The sequence below is a fragment of the Paenibacillus sp. FSL H8-0034 genome, assembly GCF_038000305.1.
In the GTDB taxonomy this organism is placed as follows: domain Bacteria; phylum Bacillota; class Bacilli; order Paenibacillales; family NBRC-103111; genus Paenibacillus_S.
This window is the reverse complement of sequence record NZ_JBBOBS010000001.1, coordinates 5,034,939-5,048,038: the sequence shown is the minus strand read 5'-3', so window position 1 is coordinate 5,048,038 and position 13,100 is coordinate 5,034,939. Positions and strand designations below refer to the sequence as shown.

Here is a 13,100-nt window from a genome sequence, read left to right as displayed (position 1 = left end):
CTTCATTCATGCGGGATTGTGGACGTCACATTATGGATGATTAGAATGGAAGCGGCCATCTACACAAATGATGACCGCTTTTTAATGTTACATGATTAGTTTTCAGCGGGGCTGTGCGAAAAATAGGCGATTCCCATAGCTTCGCGTACTTCCTGCATCGTTTCACGAGCCAAGGCTCTTGCACGCTCGGTACCGCTGATCAAAATTTCATCGATTTGCTTAGGATATTTGCTAATGGCTTCGCGTCGCTCGTTCATCGGTTCCAACAGCTCATTAATCTTGGCTGTAAGCTTTGTCTTGCATTCGAAGCAGCCGATGGACCCTTGGGTGCAATTCTTGTAGATATCATCTGCCTGTGGAGCATTAAAGGCTTGATGGTAGCTATAGATCGGGCATCTATCAGGATGGCCCGGGTCATTCTTGTGAATCCGCTCTGGATCGGTAACAGCTTTCTGTATGAGCTCTTTGACCTGCTGTGGGCTCGAATCCAGGGAGATGGCATTGCCAGAGCTTTTACCCATTTTACGACCTCCATCAAGGCCGGTTAAGCGTGGAATTTCGCCGATCAAGGCTTGAGGCTCGGGAAATACCGGTCGATAGAGGTCATGGAAACGGCGTATGATTTTTCTTGTTTGTTCGATATGGGGAACTTGATCCTCGCCAACAGGGATGAGCGTTGCGCGGCAGATGGCTATGTCCGCAGCCTGGCTGACAGGATAACCGAGAAAGCCATAATTCAACTGCTTATAGCCCCGCTCAGCAGCCTCTGTCTTAATCGTCGGATTATGACGCAGAGAGTTGACCGTGACGAACATCGAAAAATATACAGTCAGCTCAGCAATTTCTGGAATCATTGATTGAATAAATAAGGTAGAACGGTTGGGATCTATGCCAGCTGCCAAATAGTCCATGGCCACATGACGCAGATTATCGCGCACAATAGCAGGATGATCGAAGTGCGTGGTCAGTGCCTGAACATCGGCCAGCAGGACAAAGCATTCATAGTTTTTTTGCAATTCGACTCGATTTTTCAAACTCCCGACGTAATGACCAAGGTGCAGCTTGCCGATAATACGATCTCCAGTTAAAATTCTCTCTTGCATTGAAATTCCTCCTAAGAGCTTTGCGGAGCAAAGCTGACTTCGTAAGCATCAACTGAGCTTTGCGGAGCAAAGCAAGCTTCGTAAGCATCAACTGAGCTTTGCGGAGCAAAGCTGGCTCCGCAAGCATGAATGGGGCTGCGAGCAAACTTATAGATGCATCCTTCCAATCCGAGATACGCCAACACCAGCCATCCTCCATGGCCATCACCCCCTTTTATGAAACGCAAAAAAACCTCATCGCAAAGGACGAAGTTATCGTGGTACCACCTTTATTCATCTCCGGTATGAAGATGCACTCTCAAGTACGGACAGGCTCATCAAGAACACTATCGATACAGCCCTCATGGTAACGGAGAGGGAATCCCGGCTTTGCCTACAAACAAATACGTTCGGCCAAGCAACTCCGAAGTCCATTCACACGTCGGCCGGGGATGGTTCGCACCAAACACCATCTCTCTGAAACCCGCCTCCAACGGCTACTTACCCTTCATCATCGTCGATACGTTATGAAGGGAAGTATACGCCGGCGTGAGGGAGTCGTCAAGTATGAACAGAAACTTGGCGCTTGGCCTGTTTAATTGCGTGGTCGGAGAGTATGTTCAACAATTCCAAGAAAATGAAGGCTGGAATCAGGAATTGACTGCTTGCACATGTTCGCGAAATTCGTTCCGTACACGCTGTAGCACTTCTGAATCGATCATAACATCATAGGCTGTATTGGCTAGCGCCTTAGCGCCAAGCAGCATGCCTTCGAACGCTTGAGGCGTCATTGCTTGATCACGGAATTCCTCCGTATGTAGAAGCTCTCCGCCATGGGTTACCTGGATGAAGGGATGAATAGCGGGACAGTGCCGGGATACATTCCCTAAATCAATGGAGCCATGATCCTTGCCGCTGCGAATATCCGCCTCATTGATTCCCAAATCCACTAAATTAGCTGTAAACAATTCGGACAAAACCTCGTTTGAAATCATTTCATCATAGGAGTACTCATAATTGGTTATCTTTAACGTACATCCGGTTTGCAAGGCCGCACCTTCTGCACAGCGTTTGATTTTTTGTACCAAAACATCGGTATAAGGGCGATTGTCGCTTCGGATATAAAATTGCGCAGCTGCTGTCTCCGGTATGATATTAGGAGCTTTCCCGCCATCGCTGATGATGCCATGAACACGGGCATGACTTTGCATTTGCTGTCTTAAAGCATTGATCGATTGGAACAGCAGCAGCACGGCATCCAGTGCATTAATTCCCTCATGCGGACTGGCTGCAGCATGTGCCGGTTTGCCTACATATTCAAATTGCAGCGCGTCCATCGCAAGGGAATGTCCTGATTTTTCATACGTATAAAAAGGGTGGGCCATCAACGCAAAATCAACGTCATCAAACAAACCGGCCGCAGACATGGGCACCTTGGCACCCTTAGTTTCCTCCGCAGGCGTTCCATATACACGAATGGTTCCACCGACTGTATCAAGAACCGATTTAAGACCGATTGCGGCTGCGAGTCCCATCGTGGAGATCAGATGATGTCCGCATGCATGTCCAAGCTCTGGCAGTGCATCATACTCGCACAGGAAAGCGACAGTAGGGCCGGGAATACCGGAATGATACGTAGCAATGAATGCTGTAGGCAAATCAAGTACAGGATTCTGTATATCAAAGCCGTAATTCTTAAGTTCATCGATCAGTCGGGCTGAAGCCAGCCATTCTTCGTGTCCAAGCTCGGGATGCTCTCCAATAAATCGGGCGACTTGAATGAGCGGTTCTTTATGAGAATCAATCGTCGTATTAATCGTTATTTTCATCCGTCGTAGCTCCTTTGTCATTCACTTCATTCATTATAACCAAAAAGACCTCCAAGGCTCAATATGCTGAGCTCAGGAGGCCTTGAATGTGATAGAGTAGACGTTTTATTGGACTTCTTTACGATTCGGTTCCGTGATTAATCGATTTTCTAAAGACTTTTTAATTTTGTGCATACCTTCGATTTCAAACTGATGGTTTTCACGAAAGCGAACACCTGTCAAGGCAAGTGCCTCATTTAAAGTAAGCTCTACCGAAATCGTCTGTTCTTGTCCATTATTTTGTTGTCCGTAAGTCATTGTTCATCGCTCCTCACAAGCTGATTTATGATGCTGGATTGTGCCTAAACATATAAATTCATAGCGACAGTTAGAGTGCCGGATTTGTAAGAAAAGCTTGATATTGCTTGATTTAAATATAACATAACGTGTAATGTTAAGCAAGGGCTTCTGCAAATAAAAGTCATTTATTTTCGAGGAAAAAATCGGGAAATTGGCCTCAGTTTTTAATCATAATTCAAGGAAAAATAGTTCAAGCAAGATTAGTGAGAAAACGGTTACAGCAGTGTTGTTCACGATTTTAACACAGCGTTTTTTGCCGTTTCAACTGGACGGTTACGATTCGAACATGGTACTATGCATAGGAGATCATGGTTCGAAAATAAATATTCACATAAAAGGAGTTACCGCACATGTTTCGAATGGTTGCTGCCGCAAAAGCAACATTGTTAATGAGTACTGTCCTTGCAGTTGGAATGATGAATGTTCCCTCGGTTTCTGCTGTTTCCGTTTCCTCGATCCAACTTCAGCTGTTTGCTGGAAATTCCGAAGCTATCGTAAATACTCAAAAGATTCAACTGGATGAACCGCCCGCAATTATTAACGGACAATTTTATTTACCCGCCAAATGGGTTGCAGACGCACTTAAAATTCAGCTTTTTTGGGATCAGGACACGCAGACTGCACAAATGCTGACTTCAAAGGCATTTATACAATTCAATCCGTCACTAAATCAGATACAGATTAATGGCAAACCGATTCCGTTCGATTCTGTCGCCGAGATCCGCAATGGGCGGCTGCTTGTAAAGCTGACCTGGCTTGCCCCTTATACGAATATGACGTATCACTATGATTCCGCAACCGAAAGTGTAGAGTTGAGTAGTCTTGGGGAGCCCGCTTCCGCTTATAAGGAATCAACGCTTCACAATGACGATACCCAGCCAAATTCGAAACCGATTGCCAAATTCGCATTAGGGAAAGCTTCCTATCGATTAGGAGAGCCTGTGACCTACACGGATTTAAGCTATGACCCGGATTCGGAAGGGCTGCCTGGGTATAACTGGATTGGGAAACAGGAAGTCTTTTTTAAGCCGGGCACTTATACGATAACGCTTCAGGTTAAGGATGGTAAAGGTAATGAAAGCGAGCCGTTCTCGCAGACAATAACGGTTCTCGACGTTCCTTACATTAGTGAGCAGGCGTATCCGTTTTATTTTAAACCGATAGGTAGTTTGTTATCCAAGGAATCCGTGGCATCCATTACCGCAAGACAGTCTTTGGAGAATCCAATCATGTCCGTGCTGCCAAGACCATCGGAGGAACGACGTTTGCTTCTTGGGAGCAGTTCAAAGCCCATTGTCGAGAAAGGTTTTTTATTCAAGGAAAATATGAATGGACGCGCCCGTCTGTACACCCAATATATCAATGGGATGAGCAGCGCTGCACAGCTTGCCATTATGATACGTAATCAAAGTGAAACACGCTCTGTTACCGTCAGCACAACAGCGCTTGCCGAGTCGCAGGCTTCCGTTTACACACCAATTCTCGGAAGTAAAACAATTGAGAGCTTTCTCACGAATCCTTCGGAGTCGGGCAGGATGACAGTAAATCCCGGTGCCGCGGTTTTGTATAAGGTTAGTCAGGAGTTAAGCTCTGGACAGGGCTTTCAGGGGCTTTATGATATTCAAACAGATGGAGCTGTCGAGGTATCTTATGTGATGATTTCGCCTGGTGAACAGCCATATCAGCTTGGAGCTTATCGAATCGTGCAATCCCAAGATTTGCGGCATACCGTATCCCCGGTTTCCGAGGTTAGCTTTCAGTTAGATACAAGATCTGTAAAGGAGCCGGTTTCATTCAGTATTGGTGACGGTTCAATTGAACCGCTGCTCAATGGAGTCACTCAGGAAATGGGATCCGACTCTGTGCAGGCAGTGACCTATGGAAGCAATGCCGGAGTCCGTTATCGGATTGGCCTTGAATTTAACGGTAAAACCGCAGTCGCTTTATATCCACGTGGTGGTTTTTTTGAAGGCTCGGTTCGGGTCAACGGCAATGTCATTTCGATACCTGCCGGTGGATTAACCTCTAATGAAGCCTTGCTGCTTCATCGCACAACAGTTTCTGAAAAGAAAATCGAGATCGAGCTAATGGCCTCGGAAAGCAACCAGCTGCCCGTAGATTTCATTGTTTATCCACTGCCCGATAAGCAGTAGTATTTCATCATAAAGGAGTTCGTCAAGTGATATCATCTCTATATAAAAAGTGGTTCGCCGCGATGGGCACATTGATCCTATTCATCAGCTGTTTGTTACCGAATTCTATGATACCCAATGCTTCTGCAGCCGACGCGCCGGTGCCTGAAAGTAGATCGCTGCTGCTGTATTATGGCAAGAGTGAAGCATTCCTCAATGGTACCAAGCTTGCTTTGGACGCGCCTGTTGTACAGATCAACAATCGCACTTATATGCCTGCTGCTATTCTTCCATCATTGCTAGGAATTCCTGTGGAGTGGGACGCTTCTTCTGGAAGTGTTCAGGTGACAACGCCAGCAGCATTTATTCAGCTTCAGCTTGCTGCCAAGCAGCTGCGTGTTAATGGGAAGACGGAAGATTTTGAGCAGTCTGCATTCATGTTGAATGACAGATTGTACGTGGAATTGAGCTGGTTAAATCGTTTTATCGGATTCAAAGCGACAGTTAATGAACAACTTCAGCGAGTGGAGCTGTTGTATATTAAACGGGCAGAATCTGGCAGCTTGTTCAATGATACGATGCCGAATACGAAGCCGGTAGCCAGATTTTCCGTAAATAAGAAATCGTATCGTTTGGGTGAGCCGATTATTTATTCGAATACGAGCTATGACCCGGATGGGGATACTATTAAAAACGTCGAGTGGACAGGGAAAGCGGAAGCGATTTTTCAACCGGGATTATTCAAGGTTTCGCTCTCCGTTACGGATAGCAAAGGTACCGTTAGTGAGCCATTCTCCTACAACGTAGAAATTGTGGACGATCCTTATCTGGATGAATTTGAATACAAGGTGTACCATGAGCCAGTGGGAACGTATGTGAAGGAAGAGGAAGCGACGCTTCGTGCTTACCTACGAGGAATTCCACAGCTTCCCAACATCGCAACGCTTGAAAAGGACCGGCCTTTGATCGTAAGTGACAGCCCGGAAACCTTTACCGAAAAAGGATTTTTATACCAGGAAAAGGTGAATGGAAAAGCTAGACTGTACGCGGATCATGTGAACGGTATGAAGGAAAAGGTGCAGTTCGCGATCATTGTTCGTAATCCAAGTCCCGATAAGCCAGTAACGATCAAGACTACGCGTCATGGCGAGGTGCACCCCTCGATATATGCGAATCTGATTGGAAACGAGGCCTCGATCGAATTTTTGCAAAGCGACAGCTCGCCAGAATCGATTACGGTAGCACCTTATCAAACGATGTATTACAAAAAAATGCCGGAATTTTATCCCGACCAAGGGATGAACGTGATGTATGATGTTGAAACAAGTGGGGAAGTCTATTTTTCCTTCGTCGCCATGGATGCAGGTGCCGGCATTGAATCTGTCGGTATGTACAAGCAGCTGGATTACACAGGGAATGTGCGGGGAACGTTCGATGGCTCGGATGTGTCCTGGAACGTCGATCTTACCGGATTAAAGAAACCATCCTCACTTGCAATTGGAGACGGTACGTCCGATCAATTCGTGACAGGGGTGGATGCCTACGTGAAGGAGCATTCGCTGAATTTGGGCAACTATGGTGTTGTTTATAAAATTCATATGGATCATCCACCGAAAATGGCGCTGCTGCTTCTGCCTCGAGGAGGCGTATTTAGAGGTCCATTTGAAATCAATGGAAGTATCGTTCAAGCACCGCCATCCGGCATTATGATGGATTACCAAGGTTATACCATATTGGCACGCACAGACGGCACGGAGCCGTCGCTTGATATTGAATTCACACCCGCAGCCGGTTCTGCGTTTCCCGTGGATGTCATATTTTACCCATTGGAAGACAAATAAAATAAGCTGCAGAAGGGGAGAGAGGCCACAAACCGGCTTCTCTCTTTCAAGTTACAGGGAGATGCGTTTACTCGTGCATGGGACTATCCACCTTGATACTGTCATTAATTTGAAACAATTGTGGAATCGTGACCAGCTCGATATGGGCTTCCTGGAGCTTTTCGATGATCCTTGGAAGCGCTTGTACGGTCCCTGCCAAATTCTCGCCTTCACCGCCGGCTCCGTGCTGCAGAATCACTGCTCCCGGTACAACATGACCCAATACATTATCTGCCACCTGATCGGCGCTGAGTCCCTTCCAATCCAGTGAATCTACATTCCAGTTAATAATATGGTACTGTTGACTGGCTAGCCATAATATTTGCGATTCGGTGACATTGCCATACGGCGGACGAAAAAGCTTTGGCTTGGCACCAGTAATGGCAGCAAGGACATCTTCTGTACGATGTATTTCATTATGAAACTCAGCATCGCTCGTTTTGGATAAATTTGGGTGCGTGTAGCTGTGACTGCCAATGATGTGTCCTTCATTCTGTATACGTCTGATCATCTCGGGGTGCGCTTCGGCACGGTTGCCAACAACAAAAAATGTCGCTTTCACTCCATATTTTTTGAGAACATCCAATATTTGAGCGGTAAACGTGGTATCCGGAACATCATCAAAGGTAAGTGCAGCCTGACGCAAGCTTTTGGGCCCGTTGAACAAAAAGGTACTGCGATATTTATGATGCAAATCGGCCAATGTCAGCGGCGTATTCACGCGTTCTTTGTTCTCTTTTCCGGCCAGCAGGTGGGGTGTGGAGGAGGACTCTTTTTGAACACTCAGATTTTGCGCTATGGATTGACCTGATTGGCCTTGCTGCTCCATCTGTGCGGTATTAGCTCCACATGCACCCGTTCCCAGCAGAGCTGCAGCTGCCAGCAGGGATAATCCGATTCTATAGCCTGAGCCGCTCATAATAACTCATCCTTTCTTAATCCCGATTTGCCTTATTTTGTGCTGAAATGCAGTTTTTATGTATGAAAACAAGGAATAGGAACACCTTTTAGTAATTAAAGTTTTTTTGTTGACGCAAGATGTTATATAATAAAGATTATTGCCGGGTCACAAGGAAAGGGAGAAGAAATCGGATGATTATTGTACGTAATTTATCTAAATCATTTCCACCAAATCACCAAATATTAGACAAGCTAAGCTTTCAAGCGGACGAGGGTGAGCTGATTGCTTTAGTTGGAGGCAGCGGAAGCGGCAAAACCACACTGTTTCGCTGTTTATCCTTAAAGCTGAATTGGGATGAAGGTCAATACATATACCAAGGGAAAGATATTTCGGGAGTGAACGGGCTGGAGAAATTCAAGCTTCGTAAGGATTGGGCCTTTCTGGAGGAAAAGCCTGATTTGAATCCGCGTAAATCTGCTTTGAAAAATGTACTTAGTGGCTTGTTCTTTCACAAAGCATGGTGGCGCATCCTTTCGGGGACCACATCCGGCGATGATCATATGACGGCGATGGACTACTTGGATAAGGTCGGTTTACTCGAAAAAGCACATGATCCTGTGGAAAAGCTGAGCGGTGGGGAGAAGCAGCGTGTAGCGATTGCTAAAGCTTTGATTCGGGGAGCGCGAGTTATCTATGCAGATGAACCTATATCCGGATTAGACCCGGAAGCCGCTTTGCGGGTTATGGAGGATTTGAAAGACATTTGCACCAAGGATAAGGTGACCATTTTTTGCAGTTTGCATCAGGTCGAGATGGCCGAAAAATTTGGCTCGCGCATATGGGGTCTGGCCGAAGGCAAGCTAGTCGTTGACATTGCCGGGAGAAGGCTGACGCAGCGTGAAAAGAATCTTATCTTTTAAGGAGGAGATTGGTGAATAAGTGCTGCTGCGCGGCCGTAATGTTCTTCCGAACGTTGTTGTTCGCTTCTACAGAACACCACGACAGCTCCGCCTATTATTCACCAATCTGAGTGGAGTAGGAGAGAGAACAAGCACAAATACGGATTGTGCTTGATTTGAAATTCAAATAATAAATGACAAAAAGAGCAGCTTTCTGTAAATCTCAGAAAACTGCTCTTTTTGGGTTGCTCCCAGGAGCAACCTCTTAATAAATTTACTCTAATACCAATTATGTAAAATTATGCGAAAATAACGGACAAGATTATGCTACAAGCTGCTTTCGGCAATACGGCGAGCAATCATACCACCATGCAGTCTTCCTGATTCAATGAACACTTCGTTGGCATCGCTACCTGAAGCGGCGACACCTGCAATGAACAAGCCTGGAATCGGGGTTTCCATGGTTTCTGGATTATGTATGGGAGCTGTGGACGTCTCATCCATCTGTACACCAGCGGATGCGAGAAGTCCTCGATCAGGGCGAAACCCGGTTAATGCAAGTACAAAATCATTAGCCAGGAGCTGCTCGTTGTCTCCAGTCCGAACCAGGATGGATTGGTCATGGATCTGAATGATCTGCGATCCGAACAGCATTGTGATTCTCCCTTTCTTGATCATGCTTTCAAATACGGGAAGAACCCAAGGCTTAATGCTTGATGAGAAGCCTTCGCCCCGATAAACAATCGTGACCTCTGCACCTGCACGCATTAAATCCATGGCTGCATCGATAGCGGAGTTACTTCCACCAATTACTGCAACCTTTGTGCCGCTATAAGGGTGGGCCTCATGAAAATAATGGGAGACTTTGGCGGATTCCTCCCCAGGAATGCCCAGCATGTTGGGATGATCAAAATATCCCGTAGCGACAATGACATAACGGGCCTTGATCATCGAAATGTTATTAAACCGATCACTCAGCTGCAGCTCAAATGAGCCGTTATCTGTCTTTGTAATCGATTGGACAGTATGGTACGACTGAATTCGGACCTTGCTGCGTAAAGCAGCATTTCGATAATAATGAAGCGCTTCAAGGCGCGATGGCTTTTCGTTGGGGGTTGTAAATGGAATGCCGCCTATTTCTAATAAATCCGGAGTACTGAAAAAGTGCATGTAGGTCGGGTATAAGTAAATAGAGTGTGCGATACTGTATTTCTCGATGATCAAAGGGGCATAGCCCAGCTTTTGCAGCTCCAAGGCTGCAGACAATCCACAAGGGCCTGCTCCGACTATAACAATCTCTTCCAAACCGTGACACCTCATTTCTTTCAAATCAGTTACTAGCCACAAGGCTTTGTATTCCATAGTAACCGATTCAATAAAACGATGCAAAAGGAGGATTGTACTCAGGGAATGTGATCATTAGTCGTGAAACAGGCTTTAAAATATTGGGGAAGCCGATAGATGCTAAGGCTAGCGATGGTCAGTCACACTTGACTGCTTTTTACGGCATACATAGACAAAGGCTGGTGGAACATTGAGCATGACGAATTGTATGGCTTCAATTTCAAAATGCTTGCTTAACTGTTTCTTCATTTGGAGCGTATATTGGAAGGCGATAAAGAGACCGTCCGGTTTTAATGATTTGACGATCTGCTCCATCAGATCGTTACGTACCTGCTGCGGGAAGTTTGCAAAAGGGAGCCCGCTGATAATACAGTCAACATGCTCAAGGCCTTGCTGCCTTACAACGCTGTGAATGCTTTTGGCATCGGAATGGGTAGTAAAGCCTGGGTGCTGCTGTTCCAGCTGTTTCCGAAGATGGGAGTCACGTTCAAACAGCATAACCTTGGTTTCTTGCTTTAACGAACGATGGATAGCTTGCGTAATGACGCCTGTTCCTGCGCCAAGCTCGGCTACGCTCGTGATTTCATTCCATTGCACAGCCGATACCATTTTGTTGGCCAGATGTCGGGAGCTTGGAGTAACGCTTCCAATTGCTTTGGGGGTTCGGATAAATTTATAGAAGAACAACATTTTTTGAAGCGCAGTTGTCTCGTTTGCGTTCATTTAAAATTCCCCTTTTCGGTTCATTAAAGCTATCTGTAAGCATAATGTCTTCAAGCCACTTTGCACACGGACTAGAGTACTGTATTGAACTGGACTAAAGTCTGGTTTTCCAAAGTCTTGTTGCATCTGCTCTACTTTTATTAGTGTCTATCATACTACGAAAATGAATTTTCGCCTAATCCTTGTTCGAAAAAATCCCAATTTGTGTATCACCTGCTTAAATTTTAAAGTAGCAGCCCGAATAATATCATTGGGTTAGGGGATGATATTGTCGGTAATAACTATCGTTAAAAAGGAGAATATATGATGATGGAACCGATATCTACCAAAGAGCTGGATTACGTTACGGATTCGATGTCTAATGAGGATTTGATTATTAAGCAATGTGCCGTTCTCGCAGCAAGCACACAGCAAAATGCTACTCATTCACTGTGTATGGACATTATCAATGTGCATAGTCACCATTATAACACCCTGATGCAAACTCTTCATCAGCATGTACCCATGGCTCCTACACAAAACTATAACTAGAAAGAGGTGACCTTAAATATGAATCAGAGTACAGGTGCTTTACCGGAAAGAGAAATGCTGCTCACCATTCTCTGCGAGCTGAAACGGACAAGCCGAGAATATACGACGGCTGTGACGGAATCCAATTGCAGCGTTATCCGACAAACACTTACTTCCTTATTGAACAGCACCCTGGAATCACAGGCTAAAGTGTATGGTTACATGAAGCAGCACAATATGTATAATGCATCATCGCCGGTACTTCGCCAGGAAGTTGATAAGAAATTCATGCAGCATCAACAAGCACAGCAAGAACAGAGCCAATTTGTACAAAGCAGACTGCAAGGACGGCAGCCGTACGGCGCTCCATTTCCCAACAATGGGAATACTCCCTCTCAGCATCAGTCCTTCATGATGTAGTGCCTGATAGCGCCGTTGTGATACGGCGAATGAAAGACCCAGATAAACGTCTTGCGTACGAATGATGCGCAAGGCGTTTTTACGTATTTGCTTACTAAACGAGTGGACAAGCATATTTCATATTATGCTTCATAAAGTTACAATAGACATAAAAACTAGCAGGCTCTTTTTGCTAGATTCAGAGGTTGTTCACTTATTTAACGAGAAGAGGTGCTCGTTCCATGCTGGAATGGAATCGTAAAGAGGAGGCTGTCGGTATTGTTCGATTTATCCGAGTCCGGCTGCCGCTGCTGCTGATGGCTTTTTTGTTGGGGAATTTGCTTGCCGTCGTATTCACAGCGCTTGAGCCCTCTGGAGCGGATCTGCGATCCGAGACCTATACCTATCAGAAAACAACGACCCAGAACGGGGTTAAGTTACATGCGCTGCGCACCCGGCCTAATAATATTGTGTTGAAACATATTCAGTCCAATGTAACGTTAACCGATGAATTCGGGATTAATGGCGGTTTTTTTTGGAATGGAGATTTGCTTAGTATTGCCGTTGTCAATGACCAACCGTTAGTCGGTCAACAGTGGGATTATGGATCGGGGTGGTATAATATTGATGTTCCGAAAGGTACCTTGGTATGGGATGAAATTACAGGCAGCTTTAGCGTACAAGTCGCGATTGATGCAGAGCAGCTTCATGTAACAGATAAAGGACACTATTGGGCGCAAGGTGGTGTCAGCATGTCCTTGCAGCACGATGAGCAATGGGTTCAGCAGGCGTTGGCTGAGGATATGCCGGCGTTTGCGGAGGCCCGACTTCGATCAGGTGCGGTTTATGACAAATCCCAGAATCTATGGCTGCTAGTTTCGGAGACTCCTTGTACGGTAGAACAATTTCGCACAGCGGCGATAGAATGGGTAGGTCGCACTCAGGTCGTGGATGGAGTATTCCTCGATGGTGATGGTTCTTCGCAAATGCGCAGTGCACAGATTCAACTTAAAGGAGACACGAGAGAGGTGTATCAGATGCTTGCGCTCAAGAAAAAATAAA

General features: G+C 45.8%; 13 protein-coding genes and 1 other annotated feature. Of the genes, 6 read left to right on the top strand and 7 right to left on the bottom strand.

What is annotated here, in order from left to right; translation table 11 throughout:
- Positions 1 to 95 precede the first annotated feature (95 nt).
- The 4 genes from trpS to NST47_RS22760 all read right to left on the bottom strand — a co-directional run bounded on the left by trpS (position 96) and on the right by NST47_RS22760 (position 3,208).
- Positions 96 to 1,103 carry a tryptophan--tRNA ligase gene (trpS, locus tag NST47_RS22775; RefSeq protein ID WP_341157181.1) on the bottom strand — a complete coding sequence of 336 codons (1,008 nt, stop codon included), beginning with the start codon at positions 1,101 to 1,103 and terminating at the stop codon, positions 96 to 98.
- 11 nt (positions 1,104 to 1,114) lie between these two features.
- Positions 1,115 to 1,288, bottom strand: coding sequence for a hypothetical protein (locus NST47_RS22770; protein WP_341157180.1), 174 nt, complete (start codon positions 1,286 to 1,288; stop codon positions 1,115 to 1,117).
- Positions 1,289 to 1,342: 54 nt separating this feature from the next.
- Positions 1,343 to 1,606, bottom strand: a binding site (T-box leader).
- A gap of 126 nt (positions 1,607 to 1,732) precedes the next feature.
- Entirely contained in the window at positions 1,733 to 2,911 is a 1,179-nt protein-coding gene (locus tag NST47_RS22765; RefSeq protein ID WP_341157179.1) for a M20 family metallopeptidase, read from the bottom strand.
- Between the two features lie 105 nt (positions 2,912 to 3,016).
- Positions 3,017 to 3,208: a hypothetical protein gene (locus NST47_RS22760; RefSeq protein WP_076228635.1), complete on the bottom strand. Its 192-nt coding sequence runs from the start codon at positions 3,206 to 3,208 to the stop codon at positions 3,017 to 3,019.
- Positions 3,209 to 3,600: 392 nt separating this feature from the next.
- Between NST47_RS22760 and NST47_RS22755 the strand changes: the two genes are divergently transcribed.
- The gene (locus NST47_RS22755; protein ID WP_341157178.1) at positions 3,601 to 5,403 is read left to right on the top strand and encodes a stalk domain-containing protein; all 1,803 of its coding nucleotides are present in this window, start codon (positions 3,601 to 3,603) and stop codon (positions 5,401 to 5,403) included.
- Positions 5,404 to 5,429: 26 nt separating this feature from the next.
- Complete coding sequence (locus NST47_RS22750; RefSeq protein ID WP_341157177.1) at positions 5,430 to 7,223, top strand: copper amine oxidase N-terminal domain-containing protein; 1,794 nt, start codon at positions 5,430 to 5,432, stop codon at positions 7,221 to 7,223.
- 67 nt (positions 7,224 to 7,290) lie between these two features.
- Here the strand turns inward: NST47_RS22750 and NST47_RS22745 are convergent, their stop codons facing one another.
- A complete protein-coding gene (locus NST47_RS22745; RefSeq protein ID WP_341157176.1) occupies positions 7,291 to 8,181 on the bottom strand; it encodes a polysaccharide deacetylase family protein in 891 nt (296 codons plus the stop codon).
- A gap of 173 nt (positions 8,182 to 8,354) precedes the next feature.
- Here NST47_RS22745 and NST47_RS22740 point away from each other — a divergent pair, with 173 nt between their 5' ends.
- Positions 8,355 to 9,083: a phosphonate ABC transporter ATP-binding protein gene (locus NST47_RS22740; protein WP_076228639.1), complete on the top strand. Its 729-nt coding sequence runs from the start codon at positions 8,355 to 8,357 to the stop codon at positions 9,081 to 9,083.
- Between the two features lie 306 nt (positions 9,084 to 9,389).
- Here the strand turns inward: NST47_RS22740 and NST47_RS22735 are convergent, their stop codons facing one another.
- Positions 9,390 to 10,367: a YpdA family putative bacillithiol disulfide reductase gene (locus NST47_RS22735; protein ID WP_341157175.1), complete on the bottom strand. Its 978-nt coding sequence runs from the start codon at positions 10,365 to 10,367 to the stop codon at positions 9,390 to 9,392.
- A 165-nt stretch (positions 10,368 to 10,532) separates the two neighbouring features.
- Entirely contained in the window at positions 10,533 to 11,129 is a 597-nt protein-coding gene (locus NST47_RS22730; RefSeq protein WP_341157174.1) for a class I SAM-dependent methyltransferase, read from the bottom strand.
- A gap of 306 nt (positions 11,130 to 11,435) precedes the next feature.
- Between NST47_RS22730 and NST47_RS22725 the strand changes: the two genes are divergently transcribed.
- The 3 genes from NST47_RS22725 to NST47_RS22715 all read left to right on the top strand — a co-directional run bounded on the left by NST47_RS22725 (position 11,436) and on the right by NST47_RS22715 (position 13,099).
- Complete coding sequence (locus NST47_RS22725; protein ID WP_341157173.1) at positions 11,436 to 11,660, top strand: hypothetical protein; 225 nt, start codon at positions 11,436 to 11,438, stop codon at positions 11,658 to 11,660.
- Between the two features lie 18 nt (positions 11,661 to 11,678).
- Positions 11,679 to 12,059, top strand: coding sequence for a spore coat protein (locus tag NST47_RS22720; protein ID WP_341157172.1), 381 nt, complete (start codon positions 11,679 to 11,681; stop codon positions 12,057 to 12,059).
- Between the two features lie 221 nt (positions 12,060 to 12,280).
- Positions 12,281 to 13,099, top strand: coding sequence for a hypothetical protein (locus tag NST47_RS22715; RefSeq protein ID WP_341157171.1), 819 nt, complete (start codon positions 12,281 to 12,283; stop codon positions 13,097 to 13,099).
- Position 13,100: the final 1 nt, after the last annotated feature.